The sequence below is a fragment of the Rhodoblastus acidophilus genome (assembly GCF_900187365.1).
GTDB lineage: Bacteria > Pseudomonadota > Alphaproteobacteria > Rhizobiales > Beijerinckiaceae > Rhodoblastus > Rhodoblastus acidophilus.
Genome location: NZ_FYDG01000006.1, coordinates 166,455 through 189,938, shown reverse-complemented (window position 1 = coordinate 189,938; position 23,484 = coordinate 166,455). Strand labels below are relative to the sequence as shown.

Sequence of the window (23,484 nt, the reverse complement as noted above, 5' to 3'; positions counted from 1 at the left end):
TAGGCTAAACACCCGAAAGCGTCAACCTACCCTAAACCCGAAAACGTCCCCACCCGGCGACCTAGCCGGCCAAACCACGAAGGTCTAGAGAAGACGCGTCAGCGTTCGCCGCCAGTGACCGGCAGCGACGCCGTCGATGTCCGGCTTATAAGGCGAGACCACCGAAAACGTCAAGCGGGCTTTTCGCAAAAAGTTCATTTTTTTGCCAGCCGCGGAACAATATCAATGATATCAAATGATTACGGACTGCATCCAGCTCTCCTTCGGGCGGAGCCGGGTCCCATGACAAAAAAAACAGCCGCAGAAGCGGCTGTAGCGGGGGAAGCGAGTTCGATCAAAAGCCGCCGAGCTTCAGGCCCTGCAAGCTCAACAGGAAGCTGGGGCTTGTCAGCCCCCCGGATGCGCTTCCAGTGGCCGACTGCCCGTTGGCGAAGTCATATTGGGCGGTGAAGCGCTGCAGGAAATTGTCGAGTTTCTTGGGATCCTTGAAATCGGAATAAGTGAGCAGCTTGTCAAAGGTCGCCGCCTGCGTGTCGATATTCTGAACGGACGAGTACGACGAAATGCCATAGGCGGTCTGCACCACCTTCAGCAAGTTGGCGTCGGCCAGAATGGAATAGGCGTCGGAGATGCCGGCGGCGTGATCGCGGAAATAAAGCGCGAGCTGGACGCCGGGATTGCTCTCGCCCTGTTTGTTTTCCAGGGTCTGCATCACATATTTGTCCACCACGCCTTGCGTCACTGCAGTTTGCTGCGTTGTGGATTCGCCGTAGCTTGAAAAGTTGAACGTGTTGACGAGGGCCGTAATCTTGGAATTGTTCAGCTTGTAGGCCAGCGCCGAGGAACTGCTGGTTCCCTCCTCCAGCGCCTTCTTGATCATCGCCTTCGCGTAGGTCATGTCGCTGAGGCCATAGGCGCTCATGACATAATTGAACAGGCGCGTGTTGTTCACAAGCTGATCGGCGCTTTTGATCGAGCCAATATTGGCCTGGTAATATTTAGTCGCTTGCGCAATCGTCGGATCCGACGCCGTCATCTTCTGATAGCGGGCGAGGTTTTGCGTAACCTGAATGTAATCTGAAAATGTGCTCACGACGGCGTCTCCGCGACATGATCATGCGCAGCCGATGATCGTCTCGACAGCTTGCGCGAAACTGGCGGCGAGGCGCGCGATTGGTCGGCAAGGCCACAATCGATCAGCCGCAGGCTTGGGCGCTCGTTCCCGCCCGCGCGCGCCTGCGCGGCGATGGCGTGAAGATCGCGCAAACAGATCGCCACCGATATAGCCGCCTGAACGTCACGCTCGACCTGCGCGGGGGCCGTGCGCAACGCGCGGTGAAGCTTTTCCAGCCGCTTGATGATCTCTTCCATCCCAGGTCCGTCCGTTTTCTTCGGACGCAGCATCCGCCACCCGGGTTAATTTCGTTTCAACTTGCACGCGAAATTGCGCGCATTACCCGCCAAGCGAGCGGTGGGTCGGCGGCGAATAGACCGCCGAGGCGCGCGCGAGATTGCGCTGGTCGATCTTGGCCGCCAGCGTTTCGGCGAAGGCGCTGGCGATGGCGCCGGAGCGCGGCGGAGCGACATCCGCCGGCTGGGGAGCCGGGGCGGAAACGGGCGCCGTCGTCAGAACCGGCATCGGCATGGGCGCGGGCGGCGGGGCGGGCTGATATTCCACCCGTTCCGGAACCATGCGATCTTGGCTCATGCGATGATCCTGAACCATGCGATGATCTTGGGTCATGCGATCCTGCGCCATTTTGCCCTGCAAAATGTCGCAAAGTTCGTCAATGGAGCGATCCAGCGACACGAGCGCGCGATATTCCGGCACCTGGAGCAAACGTTGGCGCATTTCTTCGCGCAGTGCGCGCATGGATTCGAGAATCTCGTGTGGCATCGAATCAATCCTCACCTAATGATGCCGCGACTTTCTACGTCAAAACTGGCGCGAAGCTTTCGTTTCCGGGGATTTGCGAGCGAAAGCTTCGCAAAAGGATTTAGACATTGAATAGCGTCATGACGACGGGATGATCCCGTCGCGCCAACCGCAAGGACTGCTTCATGATCGCCTCGTGTCTTGCCGCGCCGGACGACATTTCCGCCGTCGCCGAGAGCCCGGCGATCTTGCGCCTGCGTCTGCTCGAGATGCAGTTCGCGGCCGCAGGCCCATTGCCCGACGCACAGCGCCAGTCGACTTACGACATCATCGGCGCCTTGAAACGGTCGATCGCCGAAAAGCCGTCCCTCAGCTTCGCGGACGTTGTCGCCAAGCTGAAAACCTGGGACGACCTGTCCCGGGACAATGTCGGCGACAGGCCGAACGATTTGCAGAAGGACATGATGCGCAGCGCGCTTGACGATCTCCGCCGCATGCCGCCGGCGGCCTGATTCGAGCGCGTCCATGCCCTTGCGCGAATTGATCGCCGAGCGAGTCCAGCTCCGCCGCCCCTCCATCTTCGATCTGTTCCGCCGCAAACCGCGGGGCGAGGTCACCTATGCCGTGCTGTCGGGAGGGCCGGCGTCTTTCCCCAGCGAACGGCGCTACGCGCCCCGGCGCCGGACGCGCTTGCGCTCCGGCAAGATTCTGGACCGCGCCAATCGCTTTCTGGTCGAAGTCTCCATTCTTGACCGTTCCGCGGGCGGCTTGCGCCTGCGCCTCGCACGCGACTGCGAAGTGCCGGACCTGTTCCACCTGTTCGACGACGAGAGCGAGAACATCTACGCCTTTCGCGTGATCTGGCGGCGCGACACGACCCTGGGCGCACGCTTGCGATTCAGCGGCCCCGTGCCGGCGACGCGGCGGCAGATCATCGAACTGCGTGGGAAATACTACGCCATCAAGGATTAGCCGGGACCGCCCCTACCCCGGCCGACGTCGCCGCGGCGACTCAAAAAGCGCGCAACAAAAAGGCCGCGCGGGGGACGCGGCCTGTCCAGACAAATGATGTTTCAAGTCAATTCAAGGTCAAGCAATAGCCGAGGTAGCGCTTTGAATCGATGGGATCGTAGCCCAGGCGATGACGCAGCTTCTTGCGCAGCTTGCTGATGTGGCTTTCGACCACGTCTTCCTCGACCTCGTCGTCGAACAGACCATAGATGGCGTTGAAAATCTGGGTCTTGGTGACGCGCTTGGACTGGTTCTGCACCAAATATTCGAGAATGCGGCGTTCGCGGCGCGGCAGCGGCAGCGAGGAGCCCGCGACCTCCGGATCGCGTCCATCGAAATAGACGCGCATCTGGCCGACCACTTTATATTCGGGCTGCGCCTCCTTGCGCCGACGGATCGCCCCGACACGCGCCATGATTTCGCGGACATGGACCGGCTTGCGCACGACATCGTCCATGCCGGCGGCGAACAGCTCCAGCGTCTGCTCCAGCGAGGGCGAGTCGTTGAGCGCGATCACCGGAGCGACGCACCGCTCGCGGATCAGGCGCGGAAAGGATTCGCGATTGGAGCAGTCGCCGATCAAGAAAGCCTCGACCGCCTGCAGGTCCGGCTTGCCGGCGCCTGAGACCCATTCCGCGAACTCATCGGGGCGCAAGCCTGTAGAGGCGACGCCTTCGCGGTCGAAACTGGTCGCGTAGCCCGTCTTCACGATCTCGCGTTCATCCACAATGACGAACATTTCATCCCCCCGTTCCCAAAACCCATCGCAATTTCAAGCGCCCCTTGCGAAGCACACGCTTAAGTTGTGGCAATATGGTTAACGAACGATTAAGAATGCCAGCACCGTGCCAATATTGGACAAGCTAGACACCCTTCCTTATGATTTCATTGATATTTTAGCGTGCATTCTTTTCAGGCTCTCTTCGGCGCCAGGAGGCGCCCTAGGTAACCTTCGGTTGCATCTCATGCTTGCCCGTTCGGCTTTTTCGTATCCTGAGGACGACTTCGCCACGATCCTCGACGCGCTTGCGCCGAGCCGGAAGGAAGCTTTCTTCCATCGCGTCGCGGGCGTGGAGCGGCTATGGCTCGACGTCGGCCCGGCCAACTGCCGTCAGACGGAGATCGAGGGCCGTTATGCCGAACAGCAGACGGCGTTGCGCCTGGCGCAGGCGGGCATTCCCACCTTCGAGGAGATCGCCGCGCGTATCGCCGCCGCGCGCAGCGCCGCGGAACTGCATCGGCTGCGCCGGACGCTGGCGCTGGCCGCCCACCCCGATCGGGTCGCCGCCGAGATTCGGGCCGATGCGGAGCGGCTGATGGCCCGGGTCAATGCGGCGATCGACGAGGCGGCGCGCAGCCTGACGTCCTGAGCCGCCGAAGCGGCGGAATCACCCGCCGCTCGCCCCGCAGAACCGCCGGGCGTTGTCGGTCCAGCCGCCGAAGCCGCTGCGCACCATATTGGCGATCACGGCGCAGACATATTTCTTCTGGGCGTAATTGTTGTCGGGGCCGGCGTTGTAGCGCGCCACCGCCAGGGTCCAGCTGGATTCCCGCGCCCGCAAATCCTTGAGAAACCGCGCGGCATAGGCGACGTTGAGCCGCTCGTCGAACATGGCCGCGAGCGAGGCGAAATTCTTGCCGTGGAAGCGGTGGTTGATCTGCATGCAGCCGATGTCGATGAATTTCGCGCCGCGCGCCTTCGCCTCCGTGAATTTCGTCATCGCCTCCGGCAGGCTGGCGGAGGCCACGGCGACGCCGTCGACGTTCATCGCATAGGGCTGCAACTGGCCGCGCGCGCCCGTTTCCGTCAGGCCGACGGAATAGAGCACGGCCAGCGGAATGTCTTCCACTTGCGCGGCGCGCGCCATTTCCCGCTCGCACGGACCGATTTTCGGCTCAGCCTGGCTGACGTCCGCGCTAAAGGTACAGGCCGCGATCGCCAGAAGGGCCGCGCGCATCGCGTGAAACATCGCCGCGTTCATTCCTCTCGTGCTGCCGTTCGCGCCCCGCGGAATTCCGCCCCTGGCGCGTTGATTCGGAATCGCCGCCGCTCTGGCCGCCATTCTGGCCCTGGGCCGAGCCGAAGGCCTGCGACGGCGTGTGCGATCCCTGACCGCCCTGCCCCCCGGTCTGGGCGCCCGACATGTCGCCGGCGGCGCTCGCGCTGATCGCCACGCCGCCCAGACCCAGGCCGGCGCCGGTGAGCTGCGTCTCAAGCGCCGCGGTCTTGTCGGAGATCATGCGCGCCGTTTCGCCGCGATCCGCCACGAAGGCGAGCTCAAGCCGGTCGCCGGCGCTTTTCAGCTTGACCTGAAGGCCGCCAAGGTCCTGCGGGGTCATGGTGATTTCGAGGTCGCGGCGCAGCGTGGGCGCCGGCGCCGCTGGCAGGTCCTGCCGCGCCGACGCGGCGGCGCCGGTCGCCTCGGCTCCATGGATTCCCGTCGACGTCGCCGAGGCGGCGGCGGAGGCGCCGAAGCCGGACGTCAGCGCGGTGAAGCTGGACAAGGAGGCCGGTTGCGACCAGGCGGGCGCCGGCGCCTCGAGGTCGGTCGCCTCGCCCTTCACAGCCCCATCTGAGGACTTCTGCGACTGCGCCCCGCTCTCCCCGAACGATTGCGGCTGCGGTTGCGAACCGCCGCTCAGGTTGGGATCGACCGGGGGCAGCCAGCTCTGCTGCGAAACCACGTGAACGGAAACGGTCTGCGGCTCCCGCTCGACGACGGCGGGCTGGTTCGCCCGGGGTTGCGCCGGGGCCGTCAGCGCCGCGCCGATGCGCGCCACCGCTTCCGCCGTCGCGGACAACGCCGCGGGGTCGCCGGCGTCCGCGCTCCGCGTCGGGGCGGCGGAAACGGGCGGCGCGGCCGTCTGCGTCATCGCCGCGCCCTGCGCCGCCAGCAGGAGTTGATCCGGCAGGCCCATTGCATTGGCCATCGCCGCTGTCGCCGGGGCGGCGGCGTCCCCGTCATCCGATTGGGTCGTCCGGCGCGCCGACGACGCGTCGGTCGACACGGGGCGCGATTGCGGCCGCGACGCGTCGAGGGATTGGCCGATCGACGCATCGGCCGGCGCCGTCGGCGCCGCATCGCGGACGCGCGGGTCTGTCGGGACCGAAGCCGGGCTGGCCGCCGTGGTCGGCGCCGGCTGCGGCGCGGCTTCATCGACGCTCTGGCCGGCCGGGCTGGCGAGCAGGGCGGCGAGGGGATCGCGCGGCGAAGCGCCCTGGCTGGCGGCCGCGGCGACGCTCGCGTCGCTTGAGGCGCCGTTGGACGAGTCCGCCGTCCCGCCGAGCGTCCAAACGGGCGTCGAAGCGGGCGTCGAAGAATCTTGGCGCGACGTGATTGGACTCGACGTCAATTGGCTCGAAGCATTTTGCCGTGAAGACTCCTGACCCGAAACGCCGAGCCAGGACGCCGCCATGCGGCTGGCGAGGCGGTCGCCGGCCCGCGTCAGCAACGGATTCGACGCCGTGTCCGCAAGCTTGGCGGTCGCCGCGTCGGACGCCGTTGCGTCCGAATCGCGCGACGCCGCCGCGTCCGAACGCGAATCGCCCTCCCCCGGCGCGTCCTCGCTTTGCGCCATAGCGGCGTCAAAGGCCTCGAAGGCGCTGGAATTGTCCCGCGACGGCCTGCGCGACGGCGTAAGCGCGCCCTCTGGTCCCTGTGTGAGTCCCGCCGCGGTCAGTCCCATCGTCATCTTTCCCTCGCCATGGTTTTTCGCGCGCTCGCGATCACAGCATCGCCGTCCTTCAGCAATTTTTCCGCCCGCGCCAGATCCGCGTCGGTCGCGTTGGCGTCCCCGGCGGGCTGTTCCTTGAACCCTTTGGCCGGAGCCCGGAATATCCGCCCGGCCACATAGGCCGCCGCGTCGTACAGGGGCTGGTCGGCCGGTGTCAGGCGGCCGCGATCGACGTCATCCAGCAAATGCGCGCTGCGCGCCGGATCGGCCGACCCCACCGCCGCCAGCGCGCCATACACGCTGGCGCGTTGACGCTCCTCCGAGCCGTCCACGCTCAGATCGCGCGCGCGGCTCGCCGCCATGGCCGCCAGATCGACGTTCCCAACCACGGAAGCCGTCTGCGCCACGGTGAGATAAATGTTGCGCTTGGTTTCTGGCGTGAGGCTTTCGACGAAATCCTGGAGCTGGCTCCATTCCTCCAGCTTGATCGACCGGGCGACGCGCGCCACGCCGAGCATGAACTGGCGCAGGAAGTTTTCCGCATAGGGCGAAGCGCGGAACCGCGCCCAATATTGCCGCCCCAGCGACGCGAAGCGCTCATATTGGCGATCCTCCGCCAGCAGGACGACTTCTCGGCGCAACGACGCCTCCTCCACCAATCCGCCGGGCGCGAGCAGCCGCGCGACATCGAGCTTGGCGACGGCGGCCGCCCGGTCGCGCGGCGTCAGCAGAATCGACTGGACGAAGGCCACCGACGGACCCAGCGTCGGATCGAGCGCGAAAGGGTCCAGCGTGAGCAGGTAATCGCGTTCGGGGACTTCGAGATTTTCAAGGTAGGCGATCACCGCCTTGACGAAGGGCGCTTCGGCGGGAGAAAATTTGGCCGCCGACAGCGCCTTGCGCCCGGCTTCCGAACTGCCGCCGCGCAGCAGATAGCAGATCAGCGCGCGGGCGTCGTCGGGCCTCTGCCAGGTTTCCGGCGGCGCCTCGAAAATCGCGCGCCCCAACTTGCGCAGGTGCTTGGGCATTTCCACGAAGGCCGCGGCGTCGCCAACGGCGGTCTTCTCCTGCAAATCCTGCAGACGCCGCACCATTGTCACGATCTCGCTCGGCGGCGAAGGCGGCGGCAGCGGCGTCACGACGACCTTTTGCTTGCCGCCGCCGCCCTCTGGGGCGCCTTCCGACTTGCTCTCGGGCGCGGCGGCGCCAGCCGCATGGCCTTCCGGCTTGCCGCCTTCGCCATGCGCTTGCGCCGCCTGAGGCGCCGCGTCCTTGCCTTCGCCGCCCGCCTTCGCCTCGGCCTCCTGCGGCGCGGACGCCGCGCTCTCGCCCTGGGCGGCGGGCTGGCCCTGCAACATGCGCCAGCCGAAATAACCGCCGCCGCCCAGCGCGGCCACGATCAGCGCGCCCGCAAGTGGAACCAGCACGCGGGCCTTGCCCTTGAGCTTTGGAAAACGGCCTTTGGCCTGCGGCTTTTCCGCGCCGTCCTCCTCCAGCGCCTCCGCGATCTTTTCCGCGGGCGCCTCGGCCTCGGCCGCCTCAAGATCCGCCTTGCCCTTGCGCTTGAGGAATTTGAACCCGGACAGCTTGGGAAGCGATAGCTTGGGCGCGGCGATCTTCGGCAAACCAATCTTAGGCATGCCGATTTTCGGGAGCTTGAGTTTGGGCAGCTTGAGTTTGGGCAGCGAGACCTTCAGCTTCGGAATTTTCATGACTGCGCCTTGCGCAACAGGATCTCGATGCGGCGGTTTTCCGCTGATTCAGGCTGGGCGGGATTGATCGGCTTGCGATCGGCGTAGCCTTCGATCCGTTCGAGCCGCACCGCGTCGAGGCCGCCGCGCATCAACATGAACTGCGCCATTTGCGCGCGTGACGCCGACAGCCGCCAATTGTCGGACGTCCCGGTCTTGAACGGCCGCGAGTCGGTGAACCCGCGCAGCACGATGTCGCCTTTGCGCGCGTTCAGCATCCGGCCGATCCGCTCCATCAGATGCACCATTTTCGGATTGGGCTGCGACGATCCCGTCTCGAACATGCCGAACTTGTCATTGTCTGTGAGGCTGATCAGCAGGCCTTCCGACGTCGCCTTCACGGTGAATTTCGGCTGGTTGTCGCCGACCTCGGTCTTGGCGGCGGCGGCGATCTGGTTCTGCAGCGCGTCCGCCTCGGCCTTGGCCGCCGCCTCCTGCGCGGCTTGCGCCGTCTGAGCGGCCAAAGCCGCCTGCGCGGCCGGGTCGGCCGCCGCCTTGCCTTTCTGGCCTGGCTTGGCGGCGTCGGCGGCCGTTTCCGCCTGCGCCTGCGCGGAAGCGGCCGCGGGCGCCGGCGGCTGCGCTTCGTCGTCTTCCGCCTCGGCGTCTTCGGCCGCGCCCTCGGCGGCCCGGAAGGGATCGCGATAGGCGTCGGCCGATCCCGACTCCGCCGCCGAACCCGTCTTGTTGTTTTTCTTCTCGACCGGGGCCTTGCCGGCGATCTGATCCAGGGCGGCATAGGGATTCTGGAACAGCGTCTCTTCGTTCATCAGCGCCTTGGCGGTGATGTCCTTGCTGGGGTCCTTGCCCTTTTGCTCCATCTTGCCCTCCTTCTGCCCCTCGGGCGGCGCCTTGTCGGGCTCGCCCTCATTGGTCGGAGGCTTGTCGTCGGGCTTTTCGTCACGGATTCCGCGCTTGTTCTTGGCGAAATCCTCCATCTTCACCGGATTGAAATAGCGGGCGATGATGGTTTGGCTATCCTTGTTGGTCGAATTGAGAATCCACAGCACCAGAAAGAAGGCCATCATCGCCGTCACGAAGTCGGCGTAGGCGATCTTCCATGCGCCGCCGTGATGGCCCTCCTCGTGTCCGCCATGGCGGCGGACGATGATGATTTCCTGTTGTTCGGCCTCTTCGCTCACGAACCGCTCCCTTGCTCCGCGTCGGACGGCAGCGCTCCCAGCGCCTGCATCCAGGCCGCCAGTTGTGTTTCTATGATCGTATCCTCGACGCGCACGCGCACGTCGATGCTGTCGCTCAGCGCATAGGCGATCGACGCCGACCGTCCCTCGAACTTCGCCTTGAGCGCGTCGAGCAGATCGGAAGGACCGCTGATCTCAAATAAGGCATGGGTGCGCGAGGCGAACAGAACTTCGAGATTCCGCACCAGTTCGTCGGTCACGCGCGTAATCACCGACTGGGTGAGAAAAGGCCGCAAAATATTGGCGACGCTCTGCGCGCAGCGTTGTTCGAAATCGGCGAAAGCGGCGCGATGCGCCTCGAACAGCCGCTCTCCCTCGGTCATCGCCCATTTCGCGCGCTCTTGGGCGGCCTGCGCCTCGATTTGCTCGCGGAGGCGGGCGCGCTCCTCGACCAGTTCGTGACGCGCCGCCTCCCGCCCCTCCTCAAACGCTTTCAACAGGGTTTGTTCGAGCTTGTGCGCCGGCGACGGCGCCGGCCGCGGCTCGGCGAAACGGGGCTCCTGCCGACCGTCCTGACGCACGTCGCGACGGACCTCCGGCGCCTCGGGGCGGCGCAGCAGCGGCGACTGGCGCGCCGGCTTTTCATCGGCGCTCCGCTTGCGCGGCGGCGGCCATGATGGCGCGGGCGGTTCGGGCGGCTCGGGCGTCGCCGCGGCCTGCTGGCGCGCCAAATACTCGGCGAACGGAACCGGTTTCATGCGCGCTCTCCGTGACGGATCCATTGCTTGAGGATCGCCGCCGCCTGGACCTCATCCAGTTCGACCATCTGCTCCAGCCGCTTCTGCGGGCTGCGGTTGCGCTTGGCGTTGAGATCTTCCAGCAGCGCCTGGTCTTCCGCGCTGTCGCCGATCAGATTCGGCTCGATCCGGCCGTCCGTCCCGCCGGCGGCGGCGCCGGCGAGCGCCAGCGCGCCCTCCCCGACGGTTTCGCGCATTTCGAGCAGCGCGCGCGTGGCCGGACGCAGCCCGACGAAGACCACCAGGGCCGCGACGCCCAGCAGAGCCAGCGCGCTGATGATGCTGCCGAACTGCCGCATCAGCACGTCGACGATCGGCAGCGGCGGCGCCGGCTCAAGCTCCCGGCCGCTGTCGACGAAATCCACCGCCGAAACCTTCACCAAGTCGCCGCGTTCCTTGCGCAAGCCCGCGGCGGAGGCGACCAGCTGCTCGATTTCGGCCACCGCCTTGTCGACCGCCTCCGGCGTCGCCTTGTCGCCGAGCGTCGAGGCGATTCCCTGCCGGTTGATCAGCACGGCGACGGACAGGCTCTCGATGGCGTAGCCGTTCGACACGGTGTTGGTGATCTTGGAGGACAGCTCGAAATTGGTCAGCTCCTCCTTCTTGTTGCTTTCCTCGTTGGCCTGCTTGCCATCGCCCGAGGAGGCCTGCGGCTGCGGCACGTTGCGGCCGACCGACGTCGGCGACTGCGTCGACGAGTTCTGCGAGTTCTGCGTTTCCTTGATGGTGCGCACGGAGCGCTCAACCCGCGAATCCGGGTCGTAGGTGGTCTGCGTCGTCTCCTTGCGATCGGTGTTGAGACGCGCGGCGACGCTGATCTGGAAATTGCGCAGCGAGAGATAGGGCGCGAGCGTGCGGCGGATGTTGTTCTGAATTTCGGTGGAAACGCTCTTTTCCAGGGTCAGCATTTTGGTCGGCCCGGCGTCGGCTCCGTCGGAGCCCGAAGCCAGCAGCGTGCCGTCGACATTGAGCACCGTCACCTGGTCCACGGTCATGGCGGGGACGGCGGAGGCGACGAGGTGGCGCACCGCTTGGGAAATCAGCGCATTGTCTTGGCCTTCGGTGCGCAGGACGACCGAAGCCGAGGGCGGCTGCTTGGCGCGGCGGAACGAGCCCTCGTCGGGCATGACGAGATGCACGCGCGCGGCCTTGACGCCGCGCATGGTTTGGATCGTGCGCGCCAGCTCGCCTTCCATCGCGCGTAAGCGCGTCACCTCCTGCATGAAGGAGGTCAGGCCGAGGGAGCCAAGCTTGTCGAACAGTTCGTAGCCCGTGCCGGCGGAGCGGGGCAGGCCCTGCTCCGCGAGCAGCATGCGGGCTCGGGCTGTGTCGCCATAGGCGACATAGACCGTGGCGCCGTCGGCGGAAACGTCGAAGGCGACGCCGGCCTCTTTCAGGGCGCCGCCAATGCGCGACACATCCTGCTTGTCGAGGCCGGCGTAAAGAATGTCGTTGGTGGGACGGCTGAGATAATAGCCGGCCGCGCCGACGAGCCCGAACACGATCACGCCAATCGCCGCCAACAGCGACAGACGGCGCGGCCCGAGCGCGAGCAAGTTCGATAAAAGACGGTCAAATTGTTCTCGGGCGCTCATACCCTAATCCAGTGAAGTTACATTTTCGCTGGCATCATCGGGGGCCAAACTTGCGCGGGGGTTTTGCCTCAACTTTTCGTAAAGATATTCGCGTCGGCCGCGCGCCGCATGATTGGCGCAAGCCACGCCGCATTAATTGGAACAACGGTCGCCATGCGCGCGGCCTGTCCTTTCGTGAGCCAGGCGGGACGCCCATGAAATCGATTTATCCGGATTTGACGCGACATCCCTATTATATCGTCACACCCAACTACACGTCCCAATCGGGCGGGGTGAAAGCGCTGCATTTGCTTTGCCACTGGCTGAACCGCACGGGCGAGCGCGCCTATATTCTCGCCTATGGCGGCTCCGACATGGTCGTCAACCCGGATTTCCTCACGCCGTTGCTGCGGCCGGAGATCGTCGACGCCCATGGCGCCGACGGCCTGACCCCGATCGTCGTCTATCCCGAAGTGGTGGTCGGCAATCCCCTGCAGGCGCAATGCGTCGCGCGCTACGTGCTCAACTATCCCGGCCTGCTCGGCGGCGACAAGGTTTACGCGCCCGAGGAACTGGCGTTCGGCTTCACGAAGAAACTCGCGGAAGCCTGCGGCCCGGATGCGCCCGTGCTGCACATGCCGCTGGTCGACCGCTCGATCTTCAATCCCGGCCGGCCGCGCCTGCGCAAGGGCGCCGCGTTCTACGCCTATAAATATCGCGACCTGCATGGCCAGCAGGTATTTGGCCTGCCCGATGGCGCCATCGAAATCACCAAGTGCCGTCCGGACTCGCAAACGCCCGCGGTCATCGCCGACATCCTGCGCTCGGTTGAGGTCTTCTACAGTTTCGAAGACACCCAGCTGAATATCGAGGCGCTGCTGTGCGGCTGCCCGGTCGTGCTGATGCGCAATTCCTATCTGAAGACCTCGCTCGGAGAACACGAATACGGCCTGGATGGCATCGCCTTGGGCGATTCGCCGCAGGAACTCGAGCGCGCGCGCGACACCGTCGTCGCGGCGCAGTTCAATTACCAGAACCTCCTGGACAATTTCGAGATTCAACTCGCCGAACTCGTGAAGCTGACGCAGGCCAAGGCGGCGCAAACGCCGGCGGCGCGTGTGAACGCGTCGATCATCGCCGCCTGAGACGCAGCCGGAAAACCGCAAGCCCGCGTCCCACCCGCTCAGGCCGGGTTGAGGCGCGCCCGTGCAACGACCTGAGGACGCTTTAATGCGAAACGCGCACTGCCCCATTTGCGGCCAATCGAGCACGACGGTGCTTCAGCTTCGGTTCGGCGCGAAAATGCAATTGCCGACCGACGTCGAGGTGCGCCACTGCGCGCATGACAATTTCCTGTTCGTGACCGGCGGCCGCCAGAGCGACTACGACGCCTATTATGCGGCGGTCGCCAATGACACCGTTCACCAGGAGGTCGCCGTCGGGGCGGTCCGTTCGCCGATCTCCATCTTGCAAAAAGACCATCTCGTCGCCGCGCTCGACGGGGAGCCGGCGCCGCGAAGCGTGCTCGATTTCGGCTGCGGGGAAGCCAGCCTGCTGGTAGAACTCGCCACCCACTTTCCCTCGTCGCGCTTCGTCGGTTTCGATCCCGGCCCCGCCGCCTCCAAGGGCTCGCGCAAGGCGGCGGCGCTTGGCCTCGACAATCTGTCCATCGCCGGGCTGGAGGCCAGCGCGCGCGGCGCGCCCTACGATCTCGTCATCGCCTCGCATGTCATCGAGCATGTGATCGATTTCGACATGCTGACTCTGCTCCACGATCTGGTGACGGAGGATGGGCTTCTTTACGTGGAAGTTCCCAATCCCCTGAAATACGCCGCCTACGAACGCCGGGAATTTCTGTATTATTTCGATCGCTTGCACGTCAACCACTTCACGCCCCAGGCGCTGGCGGGCTTGCTGGGCCGTTATGGGTTCGGCGCCGTCAAGCATTTCGAATACGCCTTCCCCTACCGCGATGACGGCCAGTTTCCGGCGCTCGGCATGCTGTTCAGAAAAGGGCTGTCCGGCGACGATCTCGTTTCACCAAGCCTCCTCGATGAGGCGCAGGGTTACATCCGGCAGGAGAAGGCGCGAGCGAAAACGGTCGCCGGACAGTTGGAAACATTCGAGGGCATATTGGTCTGGGGCGCGGGCGACAATTTCCGCCGGTCGGTCGAAAATGGCGGCCCCCTCGCCAACTGCCGCAACATGGTGGTGCTGGATCGTCGGCCGGGCGAGGTGACGGTCGGAGATGTGCGGCGGCCGACCGTGGACCCGCGAACGGGCGTCCAAAGCTGCGACTGGCCGGTGGTGGCGACCGTGTCGGAAGCCCGGAGCGAGATCGGCCGTCAACTGGCCGAGATCGACCCCGCCCGGCGCCTCATCTTCATCTGAAGCCGCGCCGGCTCAAGCCGGCGCTCTTAAAAATTCGCGAACATCGCTTGCGCCGCGGCGTAATCCTCGGGAACGCCAATGTCGATGAAACGCCCGTGAGCGGGAACCGCGAAAATGCGTCCGCCGCGCGCGCTGTCGAACACGAAGTCCTCCAGCGAAAACGGAGCGGGCCGCGCCTCGGCCAGGAGATCCGCGCGCGGCAGCAAATAAACCCCGCCGCTGATGAAGCCTGCGCCGGGCCGCCCCCGGCCGGCGAAGCGGGCTTGCGCGTCGGGGCCGATTTCAATACGGCCATAGCGTTCGGTGTCAGGCACGCCGAGCGTGACCGCAACCGACGCCTTCTCTTGCCGATCAAGGTTGAACGCGCGCACGGCCTCGAAATCGAATTCGAGAAACGTGTCGCCGTTGCAGACAAGCACAGTGTCGGTAGCGCACATTCGGGCCGCCGCGCGGCTCGCCCCGCCTGTGCCCAGCGGTTCCGGCTCGACGCAATAGGACAGGTCGATTCCCTGGAAATGCGCGCCGAAATGACCGCTGATTTTTTCGGCCATATAGCCCGTGCTCAACACGGCTTTGACGAACCCTAGTTCGGCAAAATGGGACAGAAGAATTTCGAGAAAAGGCCGACCGGCGACACGCGCCATTGGCTTGGGCGTGTCGCTGACGACGCTTCTCAGACGCGTGCCCATGCCGCCGCAGAGAAGGATCAGATCGGGCATGGTCATGCGATAAAAATCCTCTGTTCCATCGTCTCGCCCCGCGTCTTCACGCCACCGCGCGTTCCGATTCCTCGGCGAGCGGCACCAACATTTCCCGGCGCAGAACATCGCGCGGCAGCAGCGGCGTCATGTCCTCGAGCGGCATGGACAGCATCGTGCCGTCCGGCTGGGGAAACGCCATCGCCTTGGGCAACAGCGATTCCGAACGCGTCGTATGGATTTCGCAGACGACCGGCCCCGGCATGTTCAGCGCGGCTTCGATGGTGGGCCGCATCTCCGCGCGGTTCGCGACCGTCAGGCTGGGAATGTCCATCGCTGCGGCGAGCCGCGCGAACGAGGGCATGTACAGGCCCGATTCCGGGCCGGTGGCCAGCAGGCGGCCCTGGAAATAATTGCGCTGCGTGTTGCGGATCGAGGCATAGCCGTCATTGTTGACGACAAACAGTTTGACCGGCGCATTGAGCGCCTTGAGCGTCGCCAGTTCCTGCAGATTCATCATCAGGCTGCCGTCGCTCTCGACGCACAGACATTCCGCGCCGCCCTGCCCCATCGAGGCGCCGATCGCCCCCGGCAGGCCATAGCCCATCGAGCCGAGACCGGAGGTCGTGAAAACCCTTTGCCCCTCCCGGTTGCGGAAGGCCACGTAAAACGCCTCCACCGCCAGACCGGACCCGCCGGTGATGATCGTCCTGCCCTCGGGAAACAGATCCGAGAAGGCGTCGGCGAGTTCGTAATGCGAGATTTCCTCGCTGCTCCATACCTGCAGACGCTCGCCAATGCCGTAGCGCGCCTTCCAGTCGGCGCAGCGCCGGCGCCAGGCGCTCCAGTCGGGCAGATTCTTCGCGCCGAGCGCGCCGTTCACCGCGCCGATGAAACGCTTGACGTCCGCGCACACTTTCATCTCGAACGCATGGGTGAATTTGTCGAGCTCGACAGGGTCGATGTCCACGATCACCTTTTTCGCAGAGCGCCCGAAACGCGCGGGATTGAACGCCGTCAGGGAATGATCGAGATGCGAGCCCAGAATGACCAGAAGATCGGCGTTCTGAACCGCGAAATTCGGCGCGCGCAAGGCCACGGCGCCGGGACGCCCGACGATCAGCGGATGATCGTGCGGCAACAGGTCGAGCGCGTTCCAGGTGGTCACGACAGGGGCGTTGAGGCGGGCCGCCAGCGCGCGAAATTCATTGCGCGCGCCCGCCAGCCGCACGCCATGTCCGGCCAGGATCACCGGCCGTTCGGAGGCGCGCAACAAATCCGCGAGGCGGCCGGCTTCGGCCGCCAGCGCGGGCGCGGGCTGCGGCGCGCACGTCTCGCCCTGAAGCGCATCGGGATCGATCTCGCTGGCCTGCACGTCGAGCGGAACATCGAGCCAGACCGGCCCGGGGCGGCCTTCATGGGCGAGGCGGAACGCCTTCTCCAGGCAGCGCCTGATGTCGGCGGGATCAAGCACCGTCTCGACATATTTGGTCAGCCCGGACACGATGGAAACGATATCCACTTCCTGCGCGCCCTTCTGGCGCAAGCCGGTGCCGGTTTTCAGATCGGCGCGCTTCACCTGGCCCGAGATCACCATCATCGGCACGGATTCGGTATAGGCTTCGCCGACGCCGGTGATGGCGTTGGTGCTGCCCGGCCCGGAGGTGACCAGAGCGACGCCCAGCCCCGTACCGGCGCGCGAGGCGGCTTCGGCGGCCATGGCGCAAGCCTGTTCGTGATGCATCGGCACGGGGCGGATGTGCTCGCACCGCGCCAGCGCATCGACAAGATGCATGTTGCCGCCGCCGGGCACGAGAAACACCGCGCCGACGCCTTTGTCGCGCAGGAATGAGAAGATGTAATCGGCGACTTTCATGGCCTTGTCCCTGGTCTATTCTTTTCGTAACCGGCGCATCAGAGGATGCTCCGTCCTCCGTCGATGACGATGTTCTGCCCGGTCATGTAGCTGGAGGCGTCCGAGCAGAGGAACTGAACGGCGGATCTGTATTCGCTCAGATGGGCCATGCGCCCCATCGGGATGAGCGCGCTCAACCGCGTCGTGAAGATTTCGTTGTGGTCGTTGAACACGCCGCCGGGCGACAGGGCGTTGACGCGAATCCCGGCCTTGGCCCAATAGGCGGCGCAATAGCGGGTGATGCCGAGCAACGCGGTCTTGACCGCCGAATAGGCGATGGGCTTGACCGGCTGCTCATGCTCCTCGCGGCCCTCGACGCGATAAAGCCGCTGGTCCGGCGCGATCACCGAAAGATCGGAGGCGATGTTGAGAATGACGCCGCTGTTGCGCGCGGCCATGCGCGTGCCGAACTCGCGGATGCACAGAAAGGCGCCGGTGACGCCGACATCGAGATGCAGGCGCCAATGATCCTCGGGATAATGCTCCAGCCGCGAAAGTTCGAGGCTGCGGTTGTCGTTGGTCACCTTGGGGTCGATGGCCGCATTGTTGACGAGAATGTCGATGCGCTCGAAGCGCGCGGCCGTCTGCGCGATGGACTCGGCCTTGGTGACGTCCATCACCGCGACGCTCGCCAGCGCGCGCGCGAACTCAGGCAGGCTTTCGTAGGCCGCCCGCAACGACTCTTCGTGAAGATCGGTCATGACCACATGGGCGCCGGCTTCCGCGAGCGCGGCCACATGCTCCTTGCCCAGCAGGCCCGCCGCCCCCGTGACCAGGGCGCATTTCCCGGAAAGATCGAAGTCTTTCAATCCATTCGCCGGCATCATCTCAACTCCGCAATTGGCCGCCGTCGACGACGAGGCAGGCTCCCGTAATGAAAGCGGCGCGCTCCGAAACCAGGAACGCGACCGCGTCGGCCACGTCCTCGGGACGGCCGAGGCGCCCGAGCGGCACATCCTGCGCCAGCATCCGATTGACCCCCTCGGGGTCCGCGCGCAGTTTTCGATCCCACACGCCGCCCTCGACAAAAATATTGCCGGGCGACACGACATTGATCCGCACGCCCTCCTTGCCGAGCGGCCGCGACAACCCCTTGGCCATCATGTTCAACGCGGCCTTGGCCGCCGAATAAGCCACCGGCGCGCCAAAAGCTTCGTGGCCGCAGATGGAGGAAATGCACACCACGCTGCCGCGCTGGTTGCGGATATGCGGCAGCGCCGCCGTGATCAGATTGGCGGCGGAGAGATAATTCACGTCGGCCATGCGCCCCCATTCGGCGGCGGTCTCGGTTCCCGGAGGGGCCGATTGTCCCGAACCCGCGCAGGTCACCAGCACGCTCGGTTCGCCCCGCGTGACGCAAATTTCCGCCAGCACGCGCGCGCAATCCTCGGCGACGCAAACATCCGCCACATGGGTGGAGCAGGCCTCGCCGAATTCGGCGGCCGCATCGCGCAACCCTTCGGCGCCGCGCGCCACAAGCGCGACCGTCATGCCGTCGGCGATCAGCGCGCGCGCGATGGCGCGGCCGATCCCACGGGAGCCGCCGCCGATGAGCGCGATGCGTCGCGGCTGTTGGGGATCAGACATTCAACCGGCTTTCGACCAGTTGCGCATAGCGTGTGATCGCGCCGGCATGGTCGTCGTCGCGGGCGCGGGCGCCTTGCAGAATGTAATTGCCGGAATAACCGGAAGCGCGCAGCAGACGGAACACCGCGTCGAAATCGACGGCGCCCTCGCCGAACGGAACTGTGGTTCCGCCAAGCGGCCGGTCCTTGACATGGACATTCATAATGCGCGAGGCCAGCGCCGGAATTTCCTCCGCCGGCGGCCATCCCAGCGCGGCGCTGTTGCCCATGTCGAAATTGATTCCGAACCAGTTTTCCGGATAGCGCGCGATGAAATTCCGTAGCCGCTCCGGCGCGTAATCGGACTCGAAGATGACCGCGACATTCGAGGCCTGCATCAGCGGCAGCAGGCTCATCAGGCCGTCGAACAGATCGTCCTCCTGTTGCGGCGAGACGAGCGAGCCATTGTCCACCAGCGGCGCGACGATGAACTTCACCCCCACCGCCGAGCAGGCGCGGATGAACACGGCCAGGGCGTCGAGCAATTCGCGCCGGAGCACCCCGTCGGCCTTCCAGAACGGCGCCTGCATCAGATTGTCGGCGGTTACCGATTCGATGCGGAGGCCATGCGCGGCTTGCAGCGCGCGAATTTCGGCGCGGCCCTGTTCGGTGATCAGCGGATTGGCGGCGAAATCGGCGTGGTCGATGGTCCATTCCATCAGCGACAGGCCGAGCCGCTCCGCCGTGACGAATTCTTCACGCCAGTGCGCGACGGGAAACGCCTGGATCTTGCCATCAACCCGCGGGCTGAGCCGCCCCTGCATGAAGCCTATGTCCTTGCGCATGCTAAACCAGCCCCTTGGCGGTCCATCCGCCATCGACGAAAATGTCGGCGCCGGTCACATAAGCGGAGGCGTCGGAGAGAAGAAAAATCGCCGCCCCGATCAGATCCTCCGGCTTGCCCCATCGGCCCAGACAGGTGTGGGCGCGCCGGCGCTCGTGCTCGACCGGCGCAGCGAAGCTTTTCGCGGTCATGGCGGTGGCGATGTAGCCGGGCGCGAGCGCGTTGACGCGGATGCCCTTCGGCCCGAGATCGACGGCGAGCGCCTTGGTCAACATGCGCAACGCGCCCTTGGAGCTGACATAACCGGGATTGTCGGGGAAGCCGGTCACGCTGCCGATGCTGGTGACATTGACGATGCTGCCGCCCGCCCCCATGAGCGGAACGGCGGCGAGCACGGCGCCATAGGCGGCGTCGAGATTGGTGTCGAACGTCTGGCGGAAGCGGCGCATTTCATCCGCGCCGTCTTGCGCCGGCAGCGTGACGCCGGCGCAGTTGACGAGCCCGTCGAGACGGCCGGCGTCGCCCGCCGCGCGCGCCACGATTTCAACAATCTGCGTCCGTAAATCGGCCGAATGATACTCGACGGAACCTGAAGGCGCCTCGGGCGCGGGCGAGCGGCCGACGGCGCAAACGCGCGCGCCGGCGTCGGCCAGCCCCTGCGCCAGCGCCGCGCCAATGCCGCGCGAAGCGCCGGTGACGAGGATGCTCTTGCCGGTCAGGTCGAACAGTTTCAGCGCGGGCGCGGTCATGCCGCGAGCCGCCCGAGATAGTTCAGCGCCTTCCAGAAACCGGCGCCGAAATTCTTATGGCCCTGCCAAACTTCCGGGATGAAGCTCAGGTCCGGATAGGCGGCGATCAGCGGCCAGACAGCGCGCCAATCGATGTCGCCCTCGCCAAGATCGACGCCTTCGCCGTTCAAGCCCTTGGCGTCGGCGATGTGCAAATGCGCGGTGACCGGCAGCAGCTTGGCCAGCTCGTGCTGGAAGTCGAAGCCGAAATGCGAGCAGGTCATGCTCAGATGCGACAGGTCGAGGCAAAGCCGCAGCTTGTTGGCCTTGGCGGCCGCGACCAGTTCGTCGGGATACATGAAAATGTTCTGATAGCGCTGGCCGCCGAAATGCCAGGGGAACGGCGCCATATTTTGCGGGATCAGCTCGGTCGAGCCGAAGTCGATTTTCGCAATCACTTCGGCGAAGCGGTCGTAATATTCCCGGCGCTTGTCGGCGGAGACCGGGGCGTCCATCGAGAAGCCGCCGACATTGGTGACGATCAGCGCGCTGTCGGCCTGCGGAAAATACGGCCGCAAGGATTCGGTCGCCGCGATGACGCGCTTCATATTGTCGATCGAGCGCTGGCGGTAGCCGAGATCGTCGGAGACGAGATCGAGCAATTCGCTGTTTTCGAACAGTTCCGGCGCGTGAACGACCAGCCGGCCGCAATCGACAGGCTTGACGAAACTTTTCGGATCGAGGCCGAGATCGCGATAGGAGTGGTGAAACTCGTAAAGGTCCGGCGCGATGCGGTCGGTATAAGCGAGGAAATCGTGGTAGCGGACCGGAACGCCCCAGAGAATAGGGAGCTTGTGGGGTTCATACGCCGCGACTTCGCCGCGCAGGTCGGCCTCGACCATGAAATCGCCCTGGTGAATCTCTCGGATCGCCGGGCGCCCTACGAGGTCCGGCAGGCGGTAGGGCGCAAGGCCCTGGCCGGGGCTGGCCACCGTCAAATCTCCGGCGGAAATGATCGCGCCCTTGGCGATGGCGCGCCGGGCGACCACGCTCTTGCTCAGGTTTTCCCGATTGAGCATTTCGCCTTGGGTCGGCGCGCGCGAGTCCGAGCGCAACGGCAGCGCTTCATCGACCTGACGGACGCCCTCGACGAGACGGCGGAATTCGTCCGGCTCCAGGCTGGCGGGATGGTCCGGCCCTTCCATCATGCGGTCCAGCGTGAGATGGCGCTCGATGATGACCGCGCCCAGCGCCACGGCGGCGATGGAGATCGCCGTGCCCCGCTCATGACCGGAATAGCCGACGACGTCATGCAGGTCGGCGAGCTTCGGAATAAACTCAAGCTGGATGTCGCGGTCGGGCGCGGGATAGGCGCTGTTGCAATGCAGAATCGCGAAGGGAACGCCCAGCGTTTTCGCATGCGCCACGGCGCGCGCGATCTCATGCTGGTACGACATGCCGGTCGAAAGGACGAAGGGCTTGCCGAGGCTGGCGATTCTTTCGATCAGATAGGGATTGAACAGGTCGGCGGACGCGGCTTTCACCGCATCGACCTCGAAGCCGCGCAGGGTTTCGACGCTGGCCTCGTCCCAGGGCGTGCACATGTAGAGCAGGCCGGATTGGGCGACATAGGCCCGCAATTCGCGATGCTGCGCGACCGTCAGTTCGACCTTGGCGAGCAGGTCCTTGACATATTCGACGCCCAAATCCTCGGAGGCCGCGCCGCCCGGCGTCTTGCGGTACAGCGAAGCGAAATCGCGGATCTGGAATTTGACGCAATCGGCGCCGGCCTCGCGCGCCACATCCACCAGCTGCTTGGCCAGCTCCAGACTGCCGTTGTGATTGTTGCCGATCTCGGCGATGACGAAGGTGCGCCCCTTCGCCGGCCGGATCCCGCCGATCTGAAATTGCGTCGTCATTGCAGGGTTGTTCTCCAGGAATGCGCGCCCTTGGTGTCGAAGCGCACGGTGTGGGGCGTGCAGCGAAACGGCCGCAGCGCCGCGATGACGGCCGCGCGCGCCGCGGGCGGCGCGAAAAACAGAATGTGCCCGCCGCCGCCGGCGCCGAGCAGTTTGCCGCCCAGGGCGCCCGCGGCGAGGGCCGCGTCGTAGATCTGTTCGATCACCGGGTTGGAAATGCGCGAGGACGTGGCCTTCTTGAGCAGCCACGCCTGGTTCAATCCTTCGCCGAAGCGACGCAAATCCCGGCGCGCCAGGGCGCGGTTCATTTCAATGCAGAAATCGGTCAGCCGCGTGAGCTTCTCGTCGCCCTCGCAATTGCTCATTTCCGTCTTCTGGCTGCGATGCAGATCGCCGGAATCATGCGCGATGCCCGTGTCGAACAGGATCAGCGATTCCTCCAGCTCGAACACGACCTCGTCGGGCAGGCGCAGCGCATTGACATTGTTCCACGACGGCATGAATTCGATCAGGTTGAAGCCGCCGAACGCCGTCGCATATTGATCCTGCCAGCCGCCGGGAATCTTGAAGCACAGGCGTTCGGCCTGGAAGGCGAGTTCGGCGATTTCATAAGCCGACCAACGGTCCACCCGCAGTTCGTTGAAGGCCGCCAAGATGCTCGCCACCACGGCGGAGGAGCCGCCAAGGCCGGAGCCGACCGGAAAATCGGCGGAGACATGCATCTCGAATCCGAACCCCGGTTTGATCAGCGCCGCCGTGGTCGAAAGCAGGCCGTGATCCGTGGCCTTGACCATGGCGCGCGGGGACGCGAAATGCTGGTGGCGTCCGAGATCGTGCGAATAAATGTCGATGTCGGACGTATCCCGCGGAATCAGCGTGGTCACCGAATAGCGCGCGATCGCGGCGTTCAGCACCAGGCCCTTCGAACGGGAAAAGAAATAGGTCAGGTCGGTGCCGCCGCCGGCGAAACTGATGCGCGCCGGCGCGCGCCCGCGCGCCACGACCCGGCTGATTCTCTCGAAATCCTGACGGCTCTCCGGCGTCAGCAAATCGACCAGCCGGCCCTGGGCGTCGAGCCTCGGCACCACCGAATAGCCCATGTCGAACAGCCTGAGCGATTCCTCGCGCGGCGCGTCGACGCGAACCGACTTGAAGTTGCGGTTGAGCGCAGCGTCAACCTCGCTCTCGATATCCCCGCCCGCCAGCAGGAAGCGGCGGACGTCGCCGTTGGTGACGATGCCGAGCAGCACAAGGTTTTCGTCCACCACGAAAGCGGTTTGCACGACGCCGCTTTCGATGGTGCGAATCGCGTCGCCGACCGTGGCGCCGATCGGCACGATCAGATTCGATCCCTTGGTCGCCTTGGCTCCGATGGAAAAGGGCATCATGGTCATGGAACAGTCCAGCCAACCGCTAAAGAGTTACAAATTCCGGGGATTGCCCGGGTGCGGCGGAGCTTCAACATCTGCAAGGGCCCACAATGATTCGTCCCTCCATGCGCCCAAAACGCCCGCCAAAGGGTCAGGCCACAATGGACGACAGACCTGACCCGAAGCTTGAGGTGGGCGCCCTGCGCCGTTGTCCCGCCATCAACGGCGCAA

Annotated in this window: 23 protein-coding genes; 5 read left to right on the top strand and 18 right to left on the bottom strand. The window is 65.2% G+C overall.

Annotation, left to right across the window (positions count from 1 at the left end; genetic code table 11):
* Positions 1 to 334 precede the first annotated feature (334 nt).
* The 3 genes from CFB24_RS13910 to CFB24_RS13900 form a co-directional block, all read right to left on the bottom strand.
* On the bottom strand, positions 335 to 1,093 hold the full coding sequence (locus tag CFB24_RS13910) for a DUF1217 domain-containing protein (RefSeq protein WP_088521222.1): 759 nt from the start codon (positions 1,091 to 1,093) through the stop codon (positions 335 to 337).
* The gene (locus CFB24_RS13905) at positions 1,090 to 1,371 is read right to left on the bottom strand and encodes a hypothetical protein (protein ID WP_141098446.1); all 282 of its coding nucleotides are present in this window, start codon (positions 1,369 to 1,371) and stop codon (positions 1,090 to 1,092) included. Before CFB24_RS13905 ends, CFB24_RS13910 begins: the two co-directional genes overlap by 4 nt.
* Before the next feature lie 82 nt (positions 1,372 to 1,453).
* Positions 1,454 to 1,897 (bottom strand): hypothetical protein, encoded by a 444-nt coding sequence (locus CFB24_RS13900; protein WP_088521220.1) that lies wholly within the window; start codon positions 1,895 to 1,897, stop codon positions 1,454 to 1,456.
* Between the two features lie 164 nt (positions 1,898 to 2,061).
* Between CFB24_RS13900 and CFB24_RS13895 the strand changes: the two genes are divergently transcribed.
* Together CFB24_RS13895 and CFB24_RS13890 are read left to right on the top strand one after the other, a co-directional pair.
* Positions 2,062 to 2,388: a hypothetical protein gene (locus tag CFB24_RS13895; RefSeq protein ID WP_088521219.1), complete on the top strand. Its 327-nt coding sequence runs from the start codon at positions 2,062 to 2,064 to the stop codon at positions 2,386 to 2,388.
* A gap of 13 nt (positions 2,389 to 2,401) precedes the next feature.
* On the top strand, positions 2,402 to 2,848 hold the full coding sequence (locus tag CFB24_RS13890) for a hypothetical protein (RefSeq protein ID WP_088521218.1): 447 nt from the start codon (positions 2,402 to 2,404) through the stop codon (positions 2,846 to 2,848).
* A 106-nt stretch (positions 2,849 to 2,954) separates the two neighbouring features.
* Here CFB24_RS13890 and CFB24_RS13885 read toward each other — a convergent pair whose 3' ends face one another.
* Complete coding sequence (locus CFB24_RS13885; RefSeq protein WP_088521217.1) at positions 2,955 to 3,626, bottom strand: response regulator transcription factor; 672 nt, start codon at positions 3,624 to 3,626, stop codon at positions 2,955 to 2,957.
* A gap of 115 nt (positions 3,627 to 3,741) precedes the next feature.
* On the opposite strand from CFB24_RS13885, the gene CFB24_RS13880 reads away from it, so the two are divergent.
* The gene (locus tag CFB24_RS13880) at positions 3,742 to 4,257 is read left to right on the top strand and encodes a hypothetical protein (protein ID WP_141098445.1); all 516 of its coding nucleotides are present in this window, start codon (positions 3,742 to 3,744) and stop codon (positions 4,255 to 4,257) included.
* Positions 4,258 to 4,275: 18 nt separating this feature from the next.
* Here CFB24_RS13880 and CFB24_RS13875 read toward each other — a convergent pair whose 3' ends face one another.
* Genes CFB24_RS13875 through fliF form a run of 6 tightly spaced genes read right to left on the bottom strand, consistent with a single transcriptional unit; the run spans position 4,276 to position 11,844 of the window.
* On the bottom strand, positions 4,276 to 4,755 hold the full coding sequence (locus CFB24_RS13875) for a transglycosylase SLT domain-containing protein (RefSeq protein WP_244593196.1): 480 nt from the start codon (positions 4,753 to 4,755) through the stop codon (positions 4,276 to 4,278).
* Positions 4,756 to 4,804: 49 nt separating this feature from the next.
* Positions 4,805 to 6,580 (bottom strand): flagellar hook-length control protein FliK, encoded by a 1,776-nt coding sequence (gene fliK, locus CFB24_RS13870; RefSeq protein WP_088521215.1) that lies wholly within the window; start codon positions 6,578 to 6,580, stop codon positions 4,805 to 4,807.
* On the bottom strand, positions 6,577 to 8,274 hold the full coding sequence (locus CFB24_RS13865) for a hypothetical protein (RefSeq protein ID WP_088521214.1): 1,698 nt from the start codon (positions 8,272 to 8,274) through the stop codon (positions 6,577 to 6,579). The genes fliK and CFB24_RS13865 overlap by 4 nt, the downstream gene beginning before the upstream one ends.
* Entirely contained in the window at positions 8,271 to 9,452 is a 1,182-nt protein-coding gene (locus CFB24_RS13860) for a MotB family protein (RefSeq protein ID WP_088521213.1), read from the bottom strand. The genes CFB24_RS13865 and CFB24_RS13860 overlap by 4 nt, the downstream gene beginning before the upstream one ends.
* Complete coding sequence (locus CFB24_RS13855; RefSeq protein ID WP_088521212.1) at positions 9,449 to 10,210, bottom strand: hypothetical protein; 762 nt, start codon at positions 10,208 to 10,210, stop codon at positions 9,449 to 9,451. Before CFB24_RS13855 ends, CFB24_RS13860 begins: the two co-directional genes overlap by 4 nt.
* Positions 10,207 to 11,844 carry a flagellar basal-body MS-ring/collar protein FliF gene (gene fliF / locus CFB24_RS13850; protein WP_088521211.1) on the bottom strand — a complete coding sequence of 546 codons (1,638 nt, stop codon included), beginning with the start codon at positions 11,842 to 11,844 and terminating at the stop codon, positions 10,207 to 10,209. Before fliF ends, CFB24_RS13855 begins: the two co-directional genes overlap by 4 nt.
* A gap of 194 nt (positions 11,845 to 12,038) precedes the next feature.
* Between fliF and CFB24_RS13845 the strand changes: the two genes are divergently transcribed.
* Positions 12,039 to 12,968 (top strand): hypothetical protein, encoded by a 930-nt coding sequence (locus CFB24_RS13845; RefSeq protein ID WP_088521210.1) that lies wholly within the window; start codon positions 12,039 to 12,041, stop codon positions 12,966 to 12,968.
* An 85-nt stretch (positions 12,969 to 13,053) separates the two neighbouring features.
* Positions 13,054 to 14,214 (top strand): class I SAM-dependent methyltransferase, encoded by a 1,161-nt coding sequence (locus CFB24_RS13840; RefSeq protein ID WP_088521209.1) that lies wholly within the window; start codon positions 13,054 to 13,056, stop codon positions 14,212 to 14,214.
* A gap of 26 nt (positions 14,215 to 14,240) precedes the next feature.
* On the opposite strand, the gene CFB24_RS13835 is transcribed toward CFB24_RS13840, so the two are convergent.
* The 8 genes from CFB24_RS13835 to CFB24_RS13800 are packed head-to-tail and all read right to left on the bottom strand — an operon-like array spanning position 14,241 to position 23,277.
* Positions 14,241 to 14,939, bottom strand: coding sequence for a sugar phosphate nucleotidyltransferase (locus CFB24_RS13835; protein WP_158255221.1), 699 nt, complete (start codon positions 14,937 to 14,939; stop codon positions 14,241 to 14,243).
* 40 nt (positions 14,940 to 14,979) lie between these two features.
* Positions 14,980 to 16,788, bottom strand: a complete 1,809-nt coding sequence (locus CFB24_RS13830; protein ID WP_088521207.1) for a thiamine pyrophosphate-binding protein — start codon at positions 16,786 to 16,788, stop codon at positions 14,980 to 14,982.
* Between the two features lie 38 nt (positions 16,789 to 16,826).
* Positions 16,827 to 17,636 carry an SDR family oxidoreductase gene (locus CFB24_RS13825; protein ID WP_244593195.1) on the bottom strand — a complete coding sequence of 270 codons (810 nt, stop codon included), beginning with the start codon at positions 17,634 to 17,636 and terminating at the stop codon, positions 16,827 to 16,829.
* A 19-nt stretch (positions 17,637 to 17,655) separates the two neighbouring features.
* Positions 17,656 to 18,414, bottom strand: a complete 759-nt coding sequence (locus tag CFB24_RS13820) for an SDR family NAD(P)-dependent oxidoreductase (RefSeq protein ID WP_088521205.1) — start codon at positions 18,412 to 18,414, stop codon at positions 17,656 to 17,658.
* Positions 18,407 to 19,237: a sugar phosphate isomerase/epimerase family protein gene (locus tag CFB24_RS13815; RefSeq protein WP_244593194.1), complete on the bottom strand. Its 831-nt coding sequence runs from the start codon at positions 19,235 to 19,237 to the stop codon at positions 18,407 to 18,409. Before CFB24_RS13815 ends, CFB24_RS13820 begins: the two co-directional genes overlap by 8 nt.
* 1 nt (position 19,238) lies before the next feature.
* On the bottom strand, positions 19,239 to 19,985 hold the full coding sequence (locus tag CFB24_RS13810) for an SDR family oxidoreductase (protein WP_088521204.1): 747 nt from the start codon (positions 19,983 to 19,985) through the stop codon (positions 19,239 to 19,241).
* On the bottom strand, positions 19,982 to 21,883 hold the full coding sequence (locus CFB24_RS13805; RefSeq protein WP_088521203.1) for an N-acetylneuraminate synthase family protein: 1,902 nt from the start codon (positions 21,881 to 21,883) through the stop codon (positions 19,982 to 19,984). Before CFB24_RS13805 ends, CFB24_RS13810 begins: the two co-directional genes overlap by 4 nt.
* On the bottom strand, positions 21,880 to 23,277 hold the full coding sequence (locus CFB24_RS13800; RefSeq protein ID WP_206605460.1) for a GHMP family kinase ATP-binding protein: 1,398 nt from the start codon (positions 23,275 to 23,277) through the stop codon (positions 21,880 to 21,882). The genes CFB24_RS13805 and CFB24_RS13800 overlap by 4 nt, the downstream gene beginning before the upstream one ends.
* Positions 23,278 to 23,484: the final 207 nt, after the last annotated feature.